The sequence below is a fragment of the Enterobacter sp. UPMP2061 genome (assembly GCF_053709615.1).
In genome coordinates, this window is the sequence record NZ_JBSKJP010000001.1 from 303838 (window position 1) to 326063 (window position 22226).

Genomic DNA, 22226 nt, shown 5'->3' on the forward strand with positions numbered 1-22226 from the left:
CCCTAACCCTCTCCCTTTGGGAGAGGGCCGGGGTGAGGGGAGAAGTTCGCACTCAGCGGCGAACCGGCGCCCCATCCGCCACATAATACGCCGCCGTGCTCTTCGCCAGCGGCTCGCGCCCGCGAATGGCGTCGGCAATCTTTTCGCCAATCATAATGGTGGTGGCGTTCAGGTTGCCGGTGATAATCTGCGGCATAATCGACGCATCCACTACGCGTAACCCTTCCAGCCCGTGAACCCGGCCTTCGCCGTCAACCACCGCCATTTCGTCGTAGCCCATTTTGCAGGTGCCGCACGGGTGGAAGGCGGTTTCGGCGTGGTTGCGCACGAACTCGTCCAGCTGTTCGTCGGTCTGGCATTCGACACCTGGGCTGATTTCACGACCGCGATACTTGTCCAGCGCAGGCTGGTGCATGATCTCGCGGGTGATGCGGATCGCGTCGCGGAACTCCTGCCAGTCCTGCTCGTGGGACATGTAGTTGAACAGGATCGCCGGATGCTGTTGCGGATCGCGCGACTTGATGCGCACGTGGCCGCGGCTCGGCGAGCGCATGGAGCCAACGTGGCACTGGAAGCCATGTTCTTTCACCGCGTTCGAGCCGTTGTAGTTAATCGCCACCGGCAGGAAGTGATACTGAATGTTCGGCCACTCGAACTCCTCGCGGCTGCGGATAAACCCGCCCGCTTCGAAGTGGTTGCTCGCGCCCACGCCTGTGCCGCCAAACAGCCACTCCGCGCCAATCTTCGGCTGGTTCCACCATTGCAGGGCAGGGTAGAGGGAGACCGGCTCCTTACATTCATACTGAAGGTACATCTCCAGGTGATCCTGCAAGTTTTCACCCACCCCGGGTAAATCATGCACCAGCGGGATATCAAACTGCTTCAGCAGTTCAGCGTTGCCCACGCCGGAGCGCTGGAGGATCTGCGGAGACGCGATGGCGCCCGCGCACAGCAGCACCTCTTTCTTCGCTGTCGCTTTTGACGGAATGGTGCTTTCGCCTTCCAGCCACTCGACGCCCACCGCGCGCTTGCCGTCAAAGATAATGTGATCGGTCATGGCGTGGGTGCGGATGGTCAGATTCGGGCGCGGTTTGGCCTGGTCCAGATAGCCGCGCGCGGTGCTGGCGCGTCGGCCCTGCGGCGTGACCGTACGGTCCATCGGGCCAAAGCCTTCCTGCTGGTAGCCGTTGAGATCGTCGGTGCGCGGGTATCCCGCCTGCACGCCCGCCTCTACCATCGCTTCAAACAGCGGGTTCACGCCCGGCTTAGAGGTGGTGACGCTCACCGGACCGTCGCCGCCGTGGTAGTCGTTCGGCCCCACGTCGCGGGTCTCTGCCTTGCGGTAATAGGGCAGGCAGTTGAGGTAGCTCCAGTGCTCCAGACCCGATTGTTTCGCCCAGTTGTCCAGATCCATCGCGTTACCGCGCACGTAGCACATGCCGTTGATCAGCGACGAGCCGCCCAGCCCTTTACCCCGTCCGCATTCCATGCGGCGATTGTTCATGAAAGGCTCAGGCTCGGTTTCATACGCCCAGTTGTAGCGCTTGCCCTGCAACGGGAAGGCCAGCGCGGCAGGCATCTGGGTGCGGAAGTCAAAGCGGTAGTCCGGCCCGCCCGCCTCAAGCAGCAGGACGGTGGTGTTCGGATCTTCAGTCAGTCGTGTTGCCAGTACGTTGCCGGCAGAGCCGGCCCCGATAATGATGTAGTCAAATTGCAAATAAACCTCCCGGTTAAAATATGGACTGGAATTTACCCATCTCAACCTGGATGGACTTCACCTGGGTGTAACTCTGAAGCGTCATGACGCCGTTCTCACGGCCAATGCCGGAGTGTTTGTAGCCACCGACCGGCATCTCTGCGGCGGATTCGCCCCAGGTGTTGATCCAGCAGATGCCCGCTTCGAGCTGATGAATGGCGCCGTGGGCGCGGTTCAGATCGGCAGTGACGATGCCCACCGCCAGACCGTAGTCGGTATCATTGGCGCGGCGAATGGCTTCTTCGTCAGTGTCATAGGTAAGAATGGACATCACCGGGCCGAAGATCTCTTCGCGCACGATGGTCATTTCGTCGGTGCAGTCGGTGAACACGGTCGGGGCCACCCACGCGCCGTTATCAAAGCCGTCGCCCTTCAGCACGTCGCCGCCGCACAGCACGCGCGCGCCTTCCTCTTTGCCTCTGGCGATGTAGCGCAGCACGCTCTCGCGGTGCGGGAAGCTGACCATCGGGCCAAAGTTGGTGTTTTCATCGAACAGGTCGCCCGCGCGGATGCGGCCCACGCGCTCAACGATTTTTTGCTCAAACGCGGCTTTGACCTTCGCGGGCACGAACACGCGGGTGCCGTTGGTGCACACCTGGCCGGAGCTGAAGAAGTTCGCCATCATGGCGATATCTGCCGCGAGATCCAGATCCGCATCGTCGAAAACAATCAGTGGGGATTTACCGCCCAGCTCCATCGTCACCTCTTTCAGGGACGAGGCCGCCGAGTTCGCCATCACCTTTTTGCCGCTGGCGACGCCGCCGGTAAAGGAGACTTTGGCGATGCCCGGATGCTCGGTCAGAAACTGGCCGGTCTCTGCGCCCACGCCCGGCAGGACGTTAAACACGCCGTCCGGCACGCCCGCTTCGGTGTAGATCTCCGCCAGTTTCAGGGCGGTAAGCGGCGTCACTTCGCTCGGCTTGAAGATCATCGCGTTGCCCGCCGCCAGCGCCGGGGCCGATTTCCACAGGGCGATCTGGATCGGGTAGTTCCACGCGCCGATGCCCGCCACCACGCCCAGCGGCTCGCGGCGGGTGTAGACGAACGAGGTGTCGCGCAGCGGGATCTGGCTGCCTTCCAGCGCCGGGATCAGCCCCGCGTAGTACTCCAGCACGTCCGCGCCGGTAACGATGTCGACGGTCGAGGTTTCGGAATACGCTTTACCGGTGTCGAGGGTTTCCAGCGTTGCCAGCTCGTCGTTGCGCTCGCGCAGGATATCGACGGCGCGGCGCAAAATGCGCGAGCGCTCCATGGCGGTCATCGCCGCCCAGATCTTCTGCCCGCGCTGTGCGCTTTCCACGGCGCGGTCCACGTCTTCGCGCCCGGCGGCCTGCACGGTTGCCAGAACTTCACCGTTCGCCGGGTTGATGGTCTCGAAGGTGCGACCGCTGGTGGCCGATGTGTAACCACCATTGATATAAAGCTGCTGTTCTGCCATTCGGGACATAAATTCTCCTCGGTTAATCGGTCGGTAAATGCTGGCTGATAAAGTGGCTGGTGAGCGACTGGGCCAGGGTTTTATCCAGCGGTTTGCCGCTGAGCGCAGCGCGCAGCCATAGCCCGTCAATCAGTGCGGCGAGCCCGTAGCCCGCCTCTTCAGCCTGTTCACGCGGCAGCTCGCGGCGGAACTCGTACACCAGGTTAGAGAGCAATCGGCGGCTGCTGACCTGCTGCAAACGGTAGAGCATCGGCTGATGCATGCTGCTGGCCCAGAAGGCCAGCCAGGCCTTCATCGCCGCGCCGCTGATCTGGGTTTCATCAAAATTGCCGCCGACAATCGCCTGCAATCGCTGCTCTGCGCTGCCGTCCGGCAGGGCGCGTAAACGGCTTAATACCGCGTCGCGCAGCTGACCGGTGATGTCACGCATGGTCGCTTCCAGCAGACCGTTTTTATCTTTGAAATAGTGGCTGATGATCCCCGTGGATACGCCCGCCCGACGGGCGATTTGCGCGATGGTTGCGTCATGCATTCCCACTTCATTAATTGCTTCCAGCGTGGCATCGATTAGCTGCCTGCGCCGGATCGGCTGCATCCCCACTTTGGGCATTTTTGCCACTCCATTCATCAGCGTTGGTTAACCATTAAAGCGGTTTTTGATTGGACGTTCAATATAAAATGTGTCTTAATTGTTGCGGATTTGGATTTCAATAGTTACAAAAACAGTGGGGATACTGGATGACAGACCTTTCACAGGACAGAGAAAAAGACAAAATCAACCCGGTCGTTTTTTATACGTCCGCCGGGCTGATTTTGTTGTTTTCCCTGACGACCATTTTCTTTCGTGATTTTTCTGCCGAGTGGATTGGGCGCACCCTGAACTGGGTGTCGAAGACCTTCGGCTGGTACTATCTGCTGGCGGCGACGCTCTATATTGTCTTCGTGGTCTGCATTGCCTGCTCGCGCTTCGGTTCGGTGAAGCTCGGGCCTGAGCAGTCCAAGCCCGAGTTCAGCCTGCTGAGCTGGGCCGCGATGCTGTTTGCCGCGGGCATCGGCATCGACCTGATGTTCTTCTCCGTGGCGGAACCGGTCACGCAGTATATGCAGCCGCCGGAAGGGGCAGGGCAGACGATGGAGGCCGCGCGCCAGGCGATGGTCTGGACGCTGTTCCACTACGGCCTGACGGGCTGGTCGATGTACGCTCTGATGGGCATGGCGCTTGGATACTTTAGCTATCGTTATAATTTGCCTCTCACTATCCGCTCCGCGCTGTACCCGATTTTCGGCAAAAAGATCAACGGCCCTATTGGGCACACGGTAGACATCGCGGCGGTGATCGGCACCATCTTTGGTATCGCGACAACGCTCGGAATTGGCGTAGTGCAGCTTAACTACGGGCTGAGCGTGCTGTTTGACATCCCGGATTCGATGGCGGCGAAGGCGGCGCTGATTGCGCTGTCGGTGATTATCGCCACCATCTCGGTGACCTCCGGCGTGGATAAAGGGATTCGCGTGCTCTCCGAGCTGAACGTCGCGCTGGCGCTGGGGCTGATCCTGTTCGTGCTGTTTATGGGCGACACCTCGTTCCTGCTCAATGCCTTAGTGCTGAACGTGGGTGATTACGTGAACCGCTTTATGGGCATGACGCTGAACAGCTTCGCCTTTGACCGTCCGACAGAGTGGATGAACAACTGGACGCTCTTCTTCTGGGCGTGGTGGGTGGCGTGGTCGCCGTTTGTCGGCCTGTTCCTGGCGCGTATTTCGCGTGGGCGCACCATCCGTCAGTTCGTGATGGGCACGCTGATCATCCCGTTCACCTTTACCCTGCTGTGGCTGTCGATTTTCGGCAACAGCGCGCTGCACGAGATCATCCACGGCAATGCGACTTTTGCCCAGGAAGCGATGGCGCACCCGGAGCGCGGCTTCTACAGCCTGCTGGCGCAGTATCCGGCGTTTACCTTTAGCGCGTCCGTAGCGACCATTACCGGCCTGCTGTTCTACGTCACCTCGGCGGACTCCGGCGCGCTGGTGCTGGGGAACTTCACCTCGAAGCTCAAGGACATTAACAGCGACGCGCCGAACTGGCTGCGCATCTTCTGGTCCGTCGCCATCGGCCTGCTGACGCTCGGCATGCTGATGACCAACGGTATCTCGGCGTTGCAGAACACCACGGTGATCATGGGCCTGCCGTTCAGCTTCGTGATCTTCTTCGTGATGGCCGGGCTGTATAAATCGCTTAAGGTGGAAGACTACCGCCGCGTCAGCGCCAGCCGCGACACCGCCCCGCGTCCGCTGGGCGCGCAGGACAGGCTGAGCTGGAAAAAACGTCTCTCGCGCCTGATGAACTACCCCGGCACGCGCTACACCAGCCAGATGATGGAGACGGTCTGTTTCCCGGCGATGGAAGAGGTGGCCCAGGAGCTGAAGCTGCGTGGCGCCTACGTGGAGCTGAAAAACCTGCCGCCGGAGGAGGGCGAAACCCTGGGGCACCTGGATCTGCTGGTGCACATGGGCGACGAGCAGAACTTTGTCTATCAAATCTGGCCGCAGCAGTATTCGGTGCCCGGGTTTACCTACCGGGCGCGCAGCGGGAAGTCGACCTACTACCGGCTTGAGACCTTCCTGCTGGAAGGCAGCCAGGGGAATGATTTGATGGATTACAGCAAGGAGCAGGTGATCACTGACATTCTGGACCAGTATGAACGGCACCTGAACTTTATCCATCTGCACAGGGAAGCGCCGGGGAATAGCGTGATGTTTCCGGATGTTTAAATGATGACAAACCCCTGTCGTTAACAATCCAGCCATCTTTCTTGCCGGGTGGCGCTGAGCTTACCCGGCCTACAAATCTGCTTTACCGTAGGCCTGATAAGCGAAGCGTCATCAGGCACGCCCTTCATTGACACAACTTTAATGATAATTATTTTCATTTAAACATAGCCTGTGCTATACCTTATAGCACAGGCTAATTTTGCTTTGAATTTAATCACCTCAGGAGACTTCTGCGATGCATCCACGGCAAGGATTGAAGCGTCTGTTGCTCGGCGCGCTGCTCATGACTGCGACCACGACCGGCGCGCTGGCGGCTGAAAAGTTCCAGGTCATCACCACTTTTACCGTTATCGCTGATATGGCGAAAAACGTGGCGGGGGATGCCGCAGAGGTCACCTCCATCACCAAACCGGGCGCGGAAATTCACGAATACCAGCCCACCCCGGGCGATATCAAACGCGCGCAGAAGGCACAGCTGATCCTGGCGAACGGCATGAATCTGGAGCTGTGGTTCCAGCGCTTTTATCAGCATCTGAACGGCGTGCCGGAGGTGATTGTCACCAAAGGCATCACCCCGATGGGCATCAGCGAAGGGCCCTATAACGGCAAGCCCAATCCGCACGCGTGGATGTCGCCGGACAACGCCCTGATTTACGTCGATAACATCCGCGACGCGCTGGTGAAGTACGATCCGGCCAACGCACAGACCTATCAGCGCAATGCGGAAGCCTACAAGCATAAGATCACCGCCACTCTCGAACCGCTGCGCAAGCAGGTCGCGGAGATACCTGAAGACAAACGCTGGATGGTAACCAGCGAAGGGGCGTTCTCCTATCTGGCGCGGGATTTGGGCCTGAAGGAGCTTTACCTGTGGCCGATCAACGCCGATCAGCAGGGCACGCCCCAGCAGGTGCGCAAGGTTATCGACATGGTGAAAAAACATCACATTCCGGCGGTGTTTAGCGAAAGTACGGTCTCGGATAAGCCCGCCCGTCAGGTGGCGCGTGAAACCGGCGCCCACTATGGCGGCGTGCTGTACGTCGACTCTCTGAGCGCGGAAAACGGCCCGGTGCCGACCTATATCGATCTGCTGAACGTCACCACCCGCACGCTGGTGCAGGGCATCCGCGACGGGATGAAGGAGTAACCATGCAGAAAGGGATTGTTGTAACCGACGTGACCGTGACCTACCGCAACGGCCACACGGCGCTGCGCGACGCGTCGTTCAGCGTGCCGGGCGGATCGATTGCCGCCCTGGTGGGGGTGAACGGTTCCGGCAAGTCCACGCTGTTTAAGGCGGTGATGGGGTTTGTGCGGGCGGCGAGCGGCACTATCTCCATTCTGGGGTTGCCGCCTCACCGGGCGCTGCGTCAGAACCTGGTCGCCTACGTGCCGCAGTCGGAAGAGGTCGACTGGTCGTTTCCGGTGCTCGTCGAGGACGTGGTGATGATGGGCCGCTACGGGCATATGGGGTTTCTGCGTCGTCCCAAAGAATGCGATAAGCAGATCGTCACCGACGCCCTGAAGCGTGTAGATATGCTCGAGCTGCGCCATCGGCAGATTGGCGAGCTGTCCGGCGGGCAGAAGAAGCGCGTGTTTCTGGCGCGGGCGATTGCCCAGCAGGGCGAGGTGATCCTGCTCGACGAGCCGTTTACCGGCGTGGACGTCAAAACCGAAGCCAGGATCATCAGCCTGCTGCGGGAGCTGCGCGACGAGGGCAAAACGATGCTGGTCTCGACCCATAACCTGGGCTCGGTCACGGAATTCTGCGATTACACGGTGATGGTCAAAGGCACCGTGCTGGCGAGCGGCCCGACGGAAACCACCTTTACCGCCGAGAATCTCGAGCGCGCCTTTAGCGGCGTGCTGCGCCACGTGGTGCTCAGCGGCTCGGAAGATCGCATTATTACCGACGACGAACGCCCCTTCGTCACGCACCGTCAGGAGGCCAAATGAACGTGCTTCTCGAACCCTTCGGCTACGAGTACATGCTCAACGCGATGTGGGTCTCGGCGATGGTGGGCGGGCTGTGCGCGTTTCTCTCCTGCTATCTGATGCTCAAAGGCTGGTCGCTGATCGGCGATGCGCTGTCGCACTCCATCGTGCCGGGCATAGCGGGGGCCTACATGCTCGGGCTGCCGTTCTCGCTGGGGGCGTTTTTATCGGGCGGGCTGGCGGCGGGCAGCATGCTGTTTCTCAACCAGCGCAGCCGCCTGAAGGAGGACGCCATTATCGGGCTGATCTTCTCCTCGTTTTTCGGGTTGGGGCTGTTTATGGTCTCGCTCAACCCGACCTCGGTGAACATTCAGACCATCGTCCTCGGCAATATTCTGGCTATCGCCCCGGAAGATATCGTCCAGCTGGCGATTATCGGCGTGGTGTCGATAGTTATCCTGCTGTTCAAATGGAAAGATCTGATGGTGACCTTTTTTGATGAGAACCACGCCCGCGCCATCGGCCTGCGTCCTGAACGCCTGAAAATTCTCTTCTTCACGCTGCTGGCGGTCTCTACCGTGGCGGCGCTGCAAACCGTCGGCGCATTTCTGGTGATCTGTCTGGTGGTCACGCCCGGCGCGACCGCGTGGCTGCTGACCGACCGCTTCCCGCGCCTGCTGATGATTGCGGTCGCCATTGGCAGCATCACCAGCTTCCTCGGCGCGTGGGCCAGCTATTACCTGGACGGCGCCACCGGCGGCATTATCGTGGTCGCCCAGACGCTGCTGTTCCTGATGGCGTTCGTCTTTGCGCCGAAGCACGGACTGCTTGCCAGCCGCCGTCGGGCGCGGGAGGCACACCCATGTTGACGCTGCTTCTCGAACCGTTCCAGTTTGCGTTTATGAACAACGCGCTGCTGATTTCACTCATGGTGGCCGTGCCCTGCGCGCTGCTGTCGGTTTTTCTGGTGCTGAAAGGCTGGGCGCTGATGGGCGACGCCATGAGCCACGCGGTGTTTCCCGGCGTCGTGCTGGCCTGGATGATGGGCCTGCCGCTGGCGCTGGGCGCGTTCGTAGCCGGTCTTTTCTGCGCGGTCGCCACCGGATATCTGAAGGATAACAGCCGCATCAAACAGGATACGGTCATGGGGATCGTCTTTTCCGGCATGTTCGGCGCCGGGCTGATCCTCTATATCGCCGTCAAACCTGAGGTGCATCTCGACCACATTCTGTTCGGCGATATGCTGGGTATTAACGGGATGGACATTCTGCAAAGCGGTCTCGTCGCGGGGCTGATTGCGCTGGTGATTGGCCTGAAGTGGCGCGATTTTCTGCTGTTCTGCTTTGACTATCAGCAGGCGCAGGCGAGTGGCTTGCGCACCCACTGGCTGCACTACGGCTTACTGTGCATGGTTTCGCTGACCATCGTTGCGACGCTGAAAGCGGTGGGGATCATTCTGTCGATTTCCCTGCTGATTGCGCCCGGCGCCGTGGCGGTGCTGATTACCCGACGCTTTCACATGGCGCTGCTGGTGGCGGTCGCCGTTTCAGCGCTGGTGTCGGTAAGCGGCGTTTATGCCTCGTTTTATCTCGACAGCGCGCCTGCGCCGACCATTGTGGTCCTGTTCGCGATGGTGTTTATCGTGACGTTTGTGGTGACCAGCGTGAAGGCTCGTCGCCAGGAGCGTGTGACAGCAGGGTGATGACCTGTTCGCCGTGCTGCTGCCAGTGCAGGCGGAAGGCGGTGCCTTCTTCAAAGCCTGCCAGTTGACGGGTCAACGCCAGCGTGAGCGTCTTGTCGTCGAGCTTGGTAACGCGGGCGCTGTCAAAACCCATCCAGGCCTGTACCTGCGGAAAGAGGGCCTTGAACAGGCTCTCTTTGGCGCTGAAGACCAGCGTCAGGGCGAGGGCGAACGGGTATCCCTGGCGGGAAAGCACAGGTTCTTCCTGCGTATCAATAATGCCGTCTTTGATTTCCCTGGCTTCGTTTTCGAAGAGGATCGTTTCACAATCGATGCCGATAAGCGCCGGGTATTGCGTGACGACGGATATCGCCTGCGTGCCGCTGTGGGTGATGCTGCCGGAAATACCTTGCGGCCAGAGCGGTTCCCCGCTGGGGCCGATGGCGGGCATGGTGTGGTCAGGTAAGGCGTGCGCGGCGGCGATGCGGCCTGCCAGGTGGTCGGCCTTGCGTTTGCGTCCGGCGTCAGCAAGCTGCGCGTGATGGGGGAGCCAGAGGAGATCGGCGTCGGTAAAGGTGGCGGGGTCGAAAGTGATGCGGTGGAGGGTGTGGCCGGCGAGAGAAAATGTGCTGTGGGTGGTGTGCATGGTTTTTCCCCTCACCCTGACCCTCTCCCCGGAGGGGAGAGGGAAGGATTGACTTCAGTCCCTTAAAAACGCGTATTCACGCTCATATACCAGGTACGGCCCGGTTCATTATACGTATACGCGCCCGCACCGTACATATACGCGCCGGTGGTGGTATTACCCGTGGTCTGGGCGTTACCCGCACGCCACTGGCGCTTGTCGAAGACGTTGTCCACGCCGCCGGTCAGGCTGACGTTTTTGGTCACGTCCCAGGTCGCGCTCAGGCCCACGATGCTGTACGGGCTGACTTCGTCTTTCTCAGACCCGGTGACCGGCTGACCTTTGTAGTTGTACTTCTTCGGCTGCTGCTTGCCGTACCAGGTGAAGGTCGACTGGAGCGATACGTCCTGATGCACCTGCCAGCTCAGGGTTGAGTTCAGCGTGTACTCAGGAATGATCGACAGACGATCGCCGGTCTCCTTGTTCTTGCTTTGCAGCATGTAAGTGATGTTGTTGGTCCAGTTGATGGTATCGCTGACCGGCACGTTCAGGGAGCCTTCCAGACCTTCTACTACCGCCTTCGGCACGTTTTCCCACTGGTAGATATCGGTGGTGACTTTGCCGGTGGACGTCTGGCCAATCGGCGCGTAGCCCGCTTCAATCTTGTTGCGGTAGTCGTTGCGGAACCAGGTCACGCCCGCCAGCCAGCCGTCGCGTTTCCACTCCAGGCCAATCTCTTTGTTGATGCTGGTTTCCGCTTTCAGATCGTCGTTACCCATCATGTAGCAGCCCACGCCGTCGGAACTTGCGTAGCAGCCCTGGCCTTTACTGTACAGCAGATAGTTCGGGTTGGTCTGGTACAGGCTTGGCGCTTTATAGGCGCGCGCGATGCCCATCTTCAGGGTGAAGTCATCCCCCAGACCCTGCGACAGGTTCAGGGACGGGCTCCAGTTATTACCCACAATGGTGTGGTGGTCGAAGCGCAGGGCAGGGGTCAGCATGGTGCTGTCGGTCAACTCCATGTTGTTTTCGGCAAACAGGGAGAAGATCTCCGCTGAAGTGTACGGGCTACGGTCTTCGCTCATGCCCGGAATGGTGCCGCCCTGCTGGGTTTGCGTGAAGGAGGTCGAGTCCTTCATGCGCTGCTGGTTCCACTCGGTGCCGAGCGTCAGGTTTTGATTCACAATGAAATCAATCGGCAGGTTGATTTCGCTGTGCAGCATCACGTCGGCCAGGTCGGTATCGGTGAATTTATTGCTGTTGAACAATCCTTCCAGACCGCCCGCCAGGCCTTCGCCCAGACGCGAGTTGCGGGTGTGCTCGTACTGCGCCCAGTTGCTGGTGGTAATGCCGTTATCCCAGCCGCCGTTCCAGGTCACGGCGAAGTTCTGACGATAGATACGGTTAGTCTCTTTACCGTAGTTCTTCTTCACCAGCCCGCTTGAGCTGTTGTCGTTGTTGGTATTCTGGGTATCGCCCGCGTAAAGGTTGTTCTGGCGGCTGTATCCCGCCTCAAACTCCAGGGACTGCATAGGCGCAAAGTCCCAGCGCACCACGCCGTTGATGTCTTTATTCTCGACCCCTTCACGGCCTGCCGGCAGCGTGTCGGCATATGCGCCGGTACGGTCAGACTGATGGCCCTGGTTAATGTCCCAGGCGTCGGCCTGAGTTTTATCCAGGTTACCGTACATGCGGAAGCTGAAATCCCCGCCCAGCGGGCCGCTCAGGCTGAAGTTAGTGCGTTTGGTGGAACCTTCGTCTTTATGCTCTGGCGCATTCAGGTAGGTGTTCCAGGAGCCGTGCCACTGGTCGTCAAATTTTTTGGTGATGATGTTCACCACGCCGCCCGCCGCACCGTTACCGTAGCGGGCAGCAGCCGGGCCACGGATCACTTCGATGCGCTCGATCATCTCCGGCGGGACCCAGCCGGTATCGCCGCGGGTATCACGCTCGCCGCGCCAGCCCAGACGGATGGAGTTGCGGCTGGTGACCGGCTTGCCGTCGATCAGGATCAGGGTGTTTTCCGGGCCCATGCCGCGAATGTCAATCTGACGGTTATTCCCGCGCTGGCCGCTGGTGGAGTTGCCGGTCAGGTTAACGCCCGGCATGGTGCGGATGATTTCCGCCACGTCGCGCGCGGGCGGGTTTTTGCGGATCTCGTCGGCGGTGATGGTCGACACGCCCGGCGCCTGCAAATTCTGCTCGGCGGCGGTGATCACCATGGTGTCTTCATGCTGCGCGGAGGCGGTGTTGTCGTCTGCCATGACGGGCAGCGCGACACCATAAATCCCTAAATTGACCAGCAAGGCCAGAGAGTGAATCTTCTTATTCATTGTACGTCCCGCTTTTATGGTTATTTAATGAGCGCGCTTCCCACAGCGCGGGCATTACGCTATTGCAAATGCAAATAGTTATCAATAATATTATCAATAAAATTTGCTCTGAAACGAAAAAGACTGTTAAACATGGGGTTATAAGGGTGACGGCGTTAACAACCGGAAGTGAAGCGTGGTGGCAGGCGAAAGACGGGCCGGAACGGGAACGTCATCAGGAAAACTATCGCGTGACATTCTGGTGGCGGGACCCGGCGGGAACGCAGAAAACGTCGACGGTTAAACGCGTCTGGCTCTACGTCACCGGTGTGACCGATCACCATCAAAATGCCCGTCCGCAGTCCCTTGAACGTATCCCGGATACCGACGTCTGGCAGTGGCAGGGCGAGTTCAGCCCGGAATGGCGCGGCAGCTACTGTTTTATCCCCTCCGACAATGAAAACGATTTTGCCAGCGCAGTGTTTGAAGGCGATCAGCCGGACCGCATGGCGCTGCGCGAAGGCTGGCGCAAACTATTGCCGCACGCGGTGTCCGACCCGCTGAATGCCCAGAGCTGGCGCGGCGGGCGCGGGCACGCCGTCTCGGCGCTGGAGATGCCGGAGGCGCCCGTACAGCCCGGCTGGAACCATCCCGATACCCCTTACAAAAAGCCTGTCTGCATTGAGTGGCACAGCGCGCGTCTGAAGAACCGTCGCCGCGTGTGGATTTTTACCACCGGGGATGAAAGCCCCGAGCGCCCGCTGGCGGTGCTGCTCGACGGGCAGTTCTGGGCCGAAAGCATGCCCGTCTGGCCTGCGCTGGCGTCGCTCACCCTTGAAGGCAAACTGCCGCCTGCGGTCTATGTCTTAATCGACGTGATTGACACCGCACACCGCAGCCGCGAGCTGCCGTGTAACCCTGATTTCTGGCTGGCGGTGCAGGACGAACTTCTCCCGCAGGTGAAAAGCATGGCCCCGTTCAGCGACCGCGCCGACCATACCGTGGTGGCGGGTCAGAGCTTCGGCGGGCTCTCTTCCCTCTATGCGGGCCTCAACTGGCCGCAGCGTTTTGGCTGCATCCTCAGCCAGTCCGGATCCTACTGGTGGCCGCACCGCGGCGCGCAGCAGGACGGGCTGCTCATCGAACAACTCAAAGCGGGTGACAAAACCGCTCGCGGGCTGCGCATCGTCCTTGAGGCCGGGCGCAACGAGCCGCTTATTTTGCGCGCAAACCAGGCGATCCTCGCCGAACTACACACTCAGCAACCGGTTTTCTGGCGTCAGGTCGACGGCGGACACGATGCGCTTTGCTGGCGCGGTGGGCTGACGCAGGGGCTGATGACCCTCTGGCAGCCGCTTATTCAATAACGGAGTCTGTATGGAATTCAGCAATCCTTTCGATAATCCGCAGGGACAGTTCGCCATTTTGCAAAATGACCAGGGGCAGTACAGCCTGTGGCCGCAGCAGTGCGAGTTGCCCGCGGGCTGGCGCGTGGTCTGCGAACCGCAATCTCAGGAGGCGTGCCAGCAGTGGCTGGCGGAACAGTGGCAGACGCTTGAGCCGTCATGTTTTGCGGGGGAGCGCGCATGAACCGTCTCCCTCTTGTCGCCGCCCAGCCGGGGATCTGGATGGCAGAGCAGCTTTCCTCCCTGCCAAACGCCTGGAGCGTCGCGCACTACACCGAGCTGAACGGCGCTATCGATGCGCCATTGCTGGCAAAAGCCATCGCTGAAGGCATGATGCAGGCCGACACCCTGCGGATGCGTTTTGCCGAAGATAACGGTGAGGTGTGGCAGTGGATCGATGAGGCCATGCTCCTGCCGGAGCCGTCCATCGTGCGCGTTGACTCCCACGACGCCGCCGTGGCGCTGATGGAGGCCGATCTCAACCAGAACCTGCGCGTCGACAGCGGTCAGCCGCTGGCGTTTCACCAGCTGATCCAGGTGGGAGAAAGCCACTGGTACTGGTATCAGCGGTATCATCATCTGGTGGTAGATGGCTTCAGCTTCCCGGCCATTACCCGTCAGATCGCCGCCATTTACGCTGCGTGGCAGAAAGGTGAACCCGCGCCCGCCTCGCCGTTCACCCCGTTCGCCGAGGTGGTGGAGGAGTATCAGCGCTATCGCGACAGCGAGGCGTATCAGCGCGACGGTGCTTTCTGGGCCGAGCAGCGCAAACAGCTTCCTTCTCCGGTCTCGCTCTCTTCCGCGCCGCTGCCGGGACGCGCCGCCACCACCGACATCCTGCGCCTGAAAATTGCGATGGACGGCCGTGCGTTCAGCCAGCTTACACAGATGGCAGGCCAGGCGCAGCGTACCGATCTGGCGCTTGCGCTGGTGGCGCTGTGGCTGGGCCGCCTGACCGGACGGCTGGACTACGCCGCCGGGTTTATCTTTATGCGCCGCATGGGCTCCGCCGCGCTGACCGCGACCGGACCGGTGCTCAACGTCCTGCCGCTGGCGGTGAATATTCGCCCGCAGGAGAGCCTGCCGGAACTGGCGCTGCGCCTGGCGAACCAGCTGAAAAAGATGCGCCGCCATCAGCGTTACGACGCCGAGCAGATCGTGCGCGACAGCGGACGTGCCGCAGGCGACGAAGCCCTTTTTGGTCCGGTGCTGAACGTTAAGGTGTTCGATTATCAGCTGGATATCGATGGCGTGGAGGCCATCACCCATACGCTGGCAACCGGCCCGGTGAACGATCTCGAGCTGGCGCTGTTCCCGGACGAGCAGGGCGGACTGAGCATTGAGATCCTCGCCAACGGGCAGCGTTACGACGAGGCGACGCTGAAGGGGCACGCGGCGCGCCTGAACGCAATGCTGACGCAGTTTGCCGCCAATCCGGACCTGCGCTGTGGCGACGTGGAAACCGTATCAGAGCAGGAATACGCCCGGCTGGCGCGCATCAACGATACCGGGCTGGCGCTGCCGTCCACCACGCTGGCGGATCTTGTGGCGGAGCAGGCGAGCAAAACGCCGGACGCCCCCGCGCTGGCGGATGCCCATACTGAACTGAACTACCGCCAGCTGCGCGAGCAGGTGGTCGCGCTGGCAAACCTGCTGCGCGCGCGCGGCGTGAAGCCGGGCGACAGCGTGGCGGTGGCGCTCCCGCGCTCGGTGTTCCTGACCCTGGCGCTGCACGGGATTGTTGAAGCAGGCGCCGCCTGGCTGCCGCTGGATACCGGTTACCCGGATGACCGTCTGCGGATGATGCTGGAGGACGCGAAGCCGTCGCTGCTCATTACCACCGACGAGCAGCTTCCGCGCTTTAACGATCTGCCGATCGCCACCTTTAGTTACAACACACTATTACCGGCCACCGATGCTGAACCTCTGCGACTGGCGAAGCCGGAGCAGACCGCGTACATCATATTTACCTCCGGTTCGACGGGGCGTCCAAAAGGGGTGATGGTCGGCCATACCGCCATCGTTAACCGCCTGAAGTGGATGCAGGATCATTATCCACTGGCGGCGCATGACGTGGTGGCGCAGAAAACGCCGTGCAGCTTTGACGTGTCGGTGTGGGAGTTCTGGTGGCCGTTTATCGCCGGGGCGAAGCTGGTGATGGCCGAGCCGGACGCGCACCGCGATCCGCAGGCAATGCAGAGTTTCTTCGCGCAGTACGGCGTGACCACCACCCACTTCGTGCCGTCGATGCTGGCGGCGTTCGTCGCCTCGCTGACGCCGGAAAACGTCGACTGTTGCAGGACGCTGAAGCAGGTGTTCTGTAGCGGCGAGGCGTTGCCGACTGCGCTGTGTCGCGAGTGGGAACAGCTCACCCATGCGCCGCTGCACAACCTCTATGGCCCGACCGAAGCGGCGGTGGATGTGAGCTGGTATCCGGCGTACGGCCCCGAGCTGGCGGCGGTGGAAGGCAACAGCGTGCCTATCGGCTTCCCGGTGTGGAATACGGGGCTGCGCATTCTGGACGCGATGATGCGCCCGGTGCCGTTCGGCGTGGCGGGGGATCTCTATCTCACCGGCATTCAGCTGGCGCAGGGGTATCTGGGACGCCCCGACCTTACCGCCAGCCGCTTTATCGCCGATCCGTTTGCCCCCGGCGAGCGAATGTACCGCACCGGGGACGTTGCCCGCTGGCTGGACAACGGCGCGGTGGAATATCTGGGCCGCAGCGACGATCAGCTGAAAATCCGCGGCCAGCGCATTGAGCTGGGCGAAATCGACCGGGCGATGCTCGCGCTGCCGGATGTGGCCCAGGCGGTGGCGCACGCCTGCGTGTTCAACCAGGCGGCTGCCACGGGCGGCGATGCCCGCCAGCTGGTGGGATACGTTGTCTCTGAATCCGGCTTACCGCTGGATCGCGACGCGCTGCTTGCATCACTCAAAGCCCAGCTGCCGCCGCATATGGTGCCGGTGGTGCTGCTGCAAATCAGCGCGCTGCCGTTAAGCGCCAACGGCAAGCTGGATCGTAAGGCGCTGCCGCTGCCGGAGCTGACCAGCAAAACTTCCGGTCGCGCGCCCGAGACGCAAACTGAAGTCACCGTGGCGCAGGCGTTTTCTGCCCTGCTGGGCTGCGCGGTGAACGATATCGAGGCCGATTTCTTTGCCCTCGGCGGCCACTCGCTGCTGGCGATGCGCCTTGCGGCTCAGCTCAGCCGTGCGTTCAGCCGCAAGGTCACGCCGGGGCAGATTATGGTCGCCTCGACGGTGAGCAAGCTTAGCGCCCTGCTGGACTCGCAGATGAGCGACGAGCAGGCGCAGCGTCTGGGGTATGAAACCGTTCTCCCGCTGCGTGAAAGCAACGGCCCCACGCTGTTCTGCTTCCATCCGGCGTCCGGCTTTGCCTGGCAGTTTAGCGTCCTGGCGCGCTACCTCAGCCCGCGCTGGTCAATCGTCGGCATTCAGTCTCCCCGGCCTGAGGGGCCGATGCAGCAGTGTGCGGATCTCGATGCGGTGATCGAACATCATCTGAACACGTTGCGTAAGCAACAGCCGCAGGGGCCGTATTATCTGTTCGGCTATTCCCTCGGCGGCACGCTGGCGCAGGGCATTGCGGCGCGTCTGCGCGAGCAGGGTGAAGACGTAGCGTTCCTCGGCCTGCTGGATACCTGGCCACCGGAAACCCAGAACTGGGCGGAGAAAGAGGCCAACGGCCTCGATCCGGAGGTGCTGGCGGAAATTGAGCGCGAACGCCAGGCGTTTATCGCTGCCCAGCAGGGGCAGGGCTCCAGCGAGTTGTTTAACGCTATCGAAGGCAACTACACCGACGCGGTGCGGCTGCTCACCACGGCGCACAGCGCGCGGTTTGACGGTAAAGCGACGCTGTTTGTCGCCGAGCGAACGCGAACCCTGGATCCGCAGGCCGCGTGGGCGCCGTGGGTGGGTGAGCTGGAGGTATACAGCCAGGACTGCGCCCACGTGGATATTATTTCACCGCAGGCGTTTGAAAAGATTGGGCCGGTACTGAAGGAAATTTTTGGGTAACGTTTAAAGCCCCTCACCCTAACCCTCTCCCACGGGGAGAGGGGATGGTTTGCTCCCTCTCCCCGTGGGAGAGGGCCGGGGTGAGGGCATCAGACCGCACGCTTGCCCAACGGCACCACCAACGGCGTACCCGCCACCGGATCGTCAATAATCATGCAGCGCATTCCGTAGATCCGCGCGATCAGATCCGGCGTCACAATCTCTTTCGGCGCGCCCTGCGCCACAATCTCGCCGTCGCGCAGCGCAATCAAATGCGTCGCGTAGCGGCACGCCTGGTTTAAGTCGTGCAGCACTGCCGCCAGGGTGTACCCCTGCGTACGATTCAGTTCGCTCAGCAGCTCCAGCAGGTCAATCTGATGGCTGATATCCAGCCAGGTCGTCGGCTCGTCCAGCAGCATGATGGAGGTCTCCTGCGCCAGCACCATCGCGATCCACGCGCGCTGGCGCTGTCCGCCGGAGAGGGTATCGACGCTTTGCTGGGCCAGATCGGTGATGCCCGTCGCCTGCATCGCGCGCTTCACGGCCTCGTCGTCCTCCTTGCGCCAGCGGGTAAACAGCGGCTGGTGCGGATAGCGCCCGCGGGAGACCAGCTCCTGCACGGTAATATCCCCCGGCGTGGTGGCGTTTTGCGCCAGCAGCCCAATTCGGCGCGCCACCTCTTTGCTGGCGAAGCGCTGGATCTGCTCCCCGTCGAGGAACACGCTGCCCTCAACCGGCGACATCAGGCGGCTCAGCGTGCGCAGCAATGTCGATTTGCCGCAGCCGTTTGGCCCGATAATGGCGGTGAAGTGGCCGTCCGGAATGGCAACGGATAAGTCCCGGGCAATGATTTTTTTACCGTAGCCGAGGGTCAAGTTTTCGCCGCGCAAGCGGGGTGTTGAATCTGTCATTTCTTGCGTGACTCCTGAACGAGCAAGACGATGAGGTAAATCCCGCCGAGGCTGACGGTCACCACGCCCACCGGCAGTTGATAAGGCGTAAACAGCTGCTGAGCGCAGAGATCGGCGGCCAGCAGTAATACTGCGCCGCACAGCGCTGCTTGGGTTAATCCCCAGCGCGCGGTGCCGCTAAGTCGCCGCGCGATATGCGGCGCGACAAGGGCAATAAACGAGATCGGCCCGGCGATGGCGGTAGACGCTGCGGTCAGCAAGACCGCCACCAGCATCAGCATCAGGCGCGAGCGCTCTACGCTCACGCCCAGCGCGCAGGCGCTGTCGTCGCCCATCTCCAGCAGCCGCATGCGCCTGACCAGCAGCAACGCGCCAATAAACATCAGGATAATCAGCGGCGCGGCGGGCCAGGTTTTTCCCCACGTCAGACCGTTGAGGGAACCGGCGTACCACAGCCCGGCGGAGAGTGCGGTTTCCAGCGACGCCTGTAGCAGAAGCCAGGTGTTAAACGCCATCAGCATCGCGCGGATGCCGATCCCGATGATGATCAGGCGGAAGGTGTCGATGCCGTTGCGCCAGGCCAGGGCCCAGATAAGCAGGGAGGTGAGAATGCCGCCCGCCATCGCCGTAAAGGTAATGGCCATGAGATGCTGCCCGAACAGCACCATCGCCACCAGCACGCCGCTCCACGCGCCGGTATTCAGGCCCATCACGTCCGGGCTGCCGAGGGGGTTACGCATCAGCGACTGGAATATCGCGCCGCTGACGCCAAGCGCCGCGCCAACCAGGATCGCCATCGCCACGCGCGGCAGTCGCCATTCGGTGACCACCATGGTGATGTTACGCGGCGCGCTGCCGGTGAGAGCATGAAAGACCTGCGCGAAATCAAGCGTTACGGCACCGCTTTGCAGGCTCCAGACCGCCAGCAGCAGACTGGCGACGACCAGCAGGGCGACGCTGGTGAGTAATCGACGGGACGGGGCCATCATGCGCCACCCCCGCGTCTGCGTCGTACCAGGAAGATCAGCACCGGCGCGCCGATAAAGGCGCTGACCACCGAGACGCGCAATTCACCCGGCACCAGCAGGCGGCCCAGTACGTCGGCAAACAGCAGCAGGGCAGGGGTCGCCAGCAGCGTGACCGGCAGTGACCAGCGGTGATCCGCCCCCACCAGCCAGCGCGCCATGTGCGGCATCATCAGGCCGATAAAGGCAATCGGCCCGACGACGGCGGTCGCGCTGCCGCACAGCACGGTGATGACAAGCAGGCCCGTCAGCTGCGTGCGCGCCACGCGGTTGCCGAGGGCGGTCGCGGTGTCGCTGCCGAGGCTCAGGCTGTTGAGCGCCCGGCTTAAACACAGCGCTACGGCGGCAGAGATAAACACCGGGAATGCCACCACTTTCAGGGTATCAAGGGTACGGATATCCAGCGAACCGGCCTGCCAGAAGCGCAGCTGGTCATACACGTCCGGGTTGAGCAGGGCGATGCCGTTCGATAAGCCTTCCAGCACCGCCGCGAGCGCCACGCCCGCCAGTGTCAGACGTACCGGGCTGAGCTGTCCGCCGCCCTGGCTGCCGGTAAAGGCCACCACCAGCGAGGCGGCCAGCGCGCCGCAGAAGGCCATCACCAGCTGTTCAGACGGAGAGGTGAAACCAAACAGCGCCGCGCCGAGCACAATGGCGAAACTGGCACCAGAGTTCACGCCGAGAATGCCAGGGTCCGCCAGCGGGTTGCGGGTGAGGGTTTGCATCAGGGCACCGGCAAGCCCGAGTGCGCCACCGGCCAGCAGGCCGGCAAGGGTGCGGGGCAGGCGGGCGTCGAGCACGATAATGCAGTCGGCGCTCTGGCAGGTACCGGAGAGCGCATCGACAATAACGGACGCGGGCAGCGGCTTCGCGCCAACCAGCAAACTGAGTGCAATCGCAAGGATCAACAGCAGCAATAAAACGGGCACGGCTACGGCGCGCACCGCGGAAGAGGAAAACGACATAGCAACGTCCATGATGTGATAATGATAGTAATTATCGTTATCTATCTTATTTGGCTATGTTAGCATGTGCGCCCATGGAAATGGTAGACCGATACCTCAAGGCCTTGTCATGAATCAAAAATCCTGGCTGCTCAACCTCAGCCTGCTGAAAACGCACCCGGCGTTTCGAGCGGTTTTTATCGCCCGCTTTATCTCCATTTTATCCCTCGGCCTGCTCGGGGTCGCCGTGCCGGTACAGATCCAGACCATGACCCACTCCAGCTGGCTGGTGGGGTTATCCGTCACCTTAACCGGCGGGGCGATGTTTATCGGCCTGATGGTGGGCGGCGTGCTGGCGGACCGCTACGAGCGTAAAAAACTGATCCTGCTGGCGCGCGGCACCTGCGGGGTGGGCTTTGTCGGGCTGTGTCTGAACGCAATGCTGCCGGAGCCGTCGCTGATGGCGATTTATGCCCTGGGCCTGTGGGACGGCTTTTTTGCCTCGTTAGGCGTGACGGCGCTGCTGGCGGCCACGCCCGCGCTGGTCGGGCGCGAGAACCTGATGCAGGCGGGGGCGATCACCATGCTCACCGTGCGTCTGGGATCGGTGATTTCGCCGATGTTCGGCGGCCTGCTGCTGGCGACCGGCAACGTGGCGTGGAACTACGGCCTTGCCGCGGCGGGAACCTTTATCACCACCCTGACGCTGCTGCGTCTGCCGCTCCTGCCACCCCCGCCGCAGCCGCGCGAGCATCCGCTGAAGTCCCTGATGGCCGCGATTCGTTTCCTGTTCAGCAACCCGCTGATTGGCGGCATTGCGCTGCTCGGCGGCCTGCTGACGATGGCGAGCGCCGTGCGCGTGCTGTACCCGGCGCTGGCGGGCGAGTGGCAGATGAGCGCCTCAGAGATTGGGGTGCTGTACGCCGCCATTCCGCTCGGCGCCGCGTGCGGGGCGCTGACCAGCGGAAATCTGGCGCAGAGCGCGAGACCGGGGTTAATCATGCTGGTGGCGACGCTGGCCTCGTTTATCGCGATTGGTTTCTTCAGCCTGATGCCGGTGTGGGCGCTGGGGGTGATGTGTCTGGTGATTTTTGGCTGGCTGAGCGCGGTCAGCTCTCTTTTACAGTACACCCTGATCCAGACCCAGACGCCGGAAGGGATGCTCGGGCGCATTAACGGCCTGTGGACGGCGCAGAACGTCACGGGCGATGCGATTGGCGCAGCGATCCTCGGCGGGCTGGGGGCGATAATGACCCCGGTGGCGTCGGCGAGCAGCAGCGGGTTTGTGTTAGCCGTGGTTGGCGTAATTTTATTGGCGGTTTTGGTGGAGTTGCGTCGGTTCAGGCAGAACCTGTAGGTCGGGTAAGGCGTAGCCGCCACCCGACAAAACGCCCGGTGGCGCTG

17 protein-coding genes are annotated in these 22226 nt (G+C 61.6%); 9 read left to right on the plus strand and 8 right to left on the minus strand.

All coding sequences use genetic code 11. The features are described 5' to 3' along the window. Positions 1 to 52 precede the first annotated feature (52 nt). The 3 genes from betA to betI are packed head-to-tail and all read right to left on the minus strand — an operon-like array spanning position 53 to position 3804. Positions 53 to 1717, minus strand: a complete 1665-nt coding sequence (gene betA / locus ACWKXX_RS01465; protein WP_032647619.1) for a choline dehydrogenase — start codon at positions 1715 to 1717, stop codon at positions 53 to 55. Between the two features lie 13 nt (positions 1718 to 1730). Beyond that, entirely contained in the window at positions 1731 to 3203 is a 1473-nt protein-coding gene (gene betB / locus ACWKXX_RS01470) for a betaine-aldehyde dehydrogenase (RefSeq protein WP_261666391.1), read from the minus strand. 13 nt (positions 3204 to 3216) lie between these two features. Further along, complete coding sequence (gene betI / locus ACWKXX_RS01475) at positions 3217 to 3804, minus strand: transcriptional regulator BetI (protein ID WP_017382531.1); 588 nt, start codon at positions 3802 to 3804, stop codon at positions 3217 to 3219. A 128-nt stretch (positions 3805 to 3932) separates the two neighbouring features. Between betI and betT the strand changes: the two genes are divergently transcribed. The 5 genes from betT to ACWKXX_RS01500 all read left to right on the plus strand — a co-directional run bounded on the left by betT (position 3933) and on the right by ACWKXX_RS01500 (position 9603). Next, positions 3933 to 5966, plus strand: coding sequence for a choline BCCT transporter BetT (gene betT / locus ACWKXX_RS01480; RefSeq protein WP_045329137.1), 2034 nt, complete (start codon positions 3933 to 3935; stop codon positions 5964 to 5966). Positions 5967 to 6201: 235 nt separating this feature from the next. Continuing rightward, positions 6202 to 7113, plus strand: coding sequence for an iron/manganese ABC transporter substrate-binding protein SitA (gene sitA, locus ACWKXX_RS01485; protein WP_059295218.1), 912 nt, complete (start codon positions 6202 to 6204; stop codon positions 7111 to 7113). A 2-nt stretch (positions 7114 to 7115) separates the two neighbouring features. Next, positions 7116 to 7922, plus strand: a complete 807-nt coding sequence (sitB, locus tag ACWKXX_RS01490) for an iron/manganese ABC transporter ATP-binding protein SitB (protein ID WP_032647626.1) — start codon at positions 7116 to 7118, stop codon at positions 7920 to 7922. Next, positions 7919 to 8770 carry an iron/manganese ABC transporter permease subunit SitC gene (gene sitC / locus ACWKXX_RS01495; RefSeq protein WP_261666390.1) on the plus strand — a complete coding sequence of 284 codons (852 nt, stop codon included), beginning with the start codon at positions 7919 to 7921 and terminating at the stop codon, positions 8768 to 8770. The genes sitB and sitC overlap by 4 nt, the downstream gene beginning before the upstream one ends. After that, positions 8764 to 9603: a metal ABC transporter permease gene (locus tag ACWKXX_RS01500; RefSeq protein ID WP_045907147.1), complete on the plus strand. Its 840-nt coding sequence runs from the start codon at positions 8764 to 8766 to the stop codon at positions 9601 to 9603. The genes sitC and ACWKXX_RS01500 overlap by 7 nt, the downstream gene beginning before the upstream one ends. Here the strand turns inward: ACWKXX_RS01500 and entD are convergent. Further along, positions 9539 to 10228 (minus strand): enterobactin synthase subunit EntD, encoded by a 690-nt coding sequence (gene entD / locus ACWKXX_RS01505; protein WP_261666389.1) that lies wholly within the window; start codon positions 10226 to 10228, stop codon positions 9539 to 9541. The genes ACWKXX_RS01500 and entD overlap by 65 nt on opposite strands. 62 nt (positions 10229 to 10290) lie before the next feature. Then, positions 10291 to 12540: a TonB-dependent siderophore receptor gene (locus ACWKXX_RS01510; RefSeq protein WP_017382520.1), complete on the minus strand. Its 2250-nt coding sequence runs from the start codon at positions 12538 to 12540 to the stop codon at positions 10291 to 10293. 146 nt (positions 12541 to 12686) lie between these two features. Here ACWKXX_RS01510 and fes point away from each other — a divergent pair, with 146 nt between their 5' ends. From fes to entF, 3 genes are read left to right on the plus strand one after another with little or no spacing between them, the layout of a single operon-like run. Beyond that, entirely contained in the window at positions 12687 to 13886 is a 1200-nt protein-coding gene (gene fes / locus ACWKXX_RS01515; RefSeq protein ID WP_017694342.1) for an enterochelin esterase, read from the plus strand. A gap of 10 nt (positions 13887 to 13896) precedes the next feature. Beyond that, positions 13897 to 14109, plus strand: a complete 213-nt coding sequence (locus ACWKXX_RS01520; protein WP_015571182.1) for an MbtH family protein — start codon at positions 13897 to 13899, stop codon at positions 14107 to 14109. Then, positions 14106 to 17963 (plus strand): enterobactin non-ribosomal peptide synthetase EntF, encoded by a 3858-nt coding sequence (entF, locus tag ACWKXX_RS01525; protein WP_261666388.1) that lies wholly within the window; start codon positions 14106 to 14108, stop codon positions 17961 to 17963. The genes ACWKXX_RS01520 and entF overlap by 4 nt, the downstream gene beginning before the upstream one ends. 89 nt (positions 17964 to 18052) lie before the next feature. On the opposite strand, the gene fepC is transcribed toward entF, so the two are convergent. The 3 genes from fepC to fepD are packed head-to-tail and all read right to left on the minus strand — an operon-like array spanning position 18053 to position 20843. After that, positions 18053 to 18853 (minus strand): iron-enterobactin ABC transporter ATP-binding protein, encoded by an 801-nt coding sequence (fepC, locus tag ACWKXX_RS01530; protein WP_032647637.1) that lies wholly within the window; start codon positions 18851 to 18853, stop codon positions 18053 to 18055. Then, the gene (gene fepG, locus ACWKXX_RS01535) at positions 18850 to 19839 is read right to left on the minus strand and encodes an iron-enterobactin ABC transporter permease (RefSeq protein WP_072203935.1); all 990 of its coding nucleotides are present in this window, start codon (positions 19837 to 19839) and stop codon (positions 18850 to 18852) included. The genes fepC and fepG overlap by 4 nt, the downstream gene beginning before the upstream one ends. Continuing rightward, the gene (gene fepD, locus ACWKXX_RS01540) at positions 19839 to 20843 is read right to left on the minus strand and encodes a Fe(3+)-siderophore ABC transporter permease (RefSeq protein ID WP_017382515.1); all 1005 of its coding nucleotides are present in this window, start codon (positions 20841 to 20843) and stop codon (positions 19839 to 19841) included. The genes fepG and fepD overlap by 1 nt, the downstream gene beginning before the upstream one ends. Before the next feature lie 109 nt (positions 20844 to 20952). Between fepD and entS the strand changes: the two genes are divergently transcribed. Continuing rightward, entirely contained in the window at positions 20953 to 22179 is a 1227-nt protein-coding gene (entS, locus tag ACWKXX_RS01545; RefSeq protein WP_023296096.1) for an enterobactin transporter EntS, read from the plus strand. The last annotated feature ends 47 nt before the right edge of the window (positions 22180 to 22226 follow it).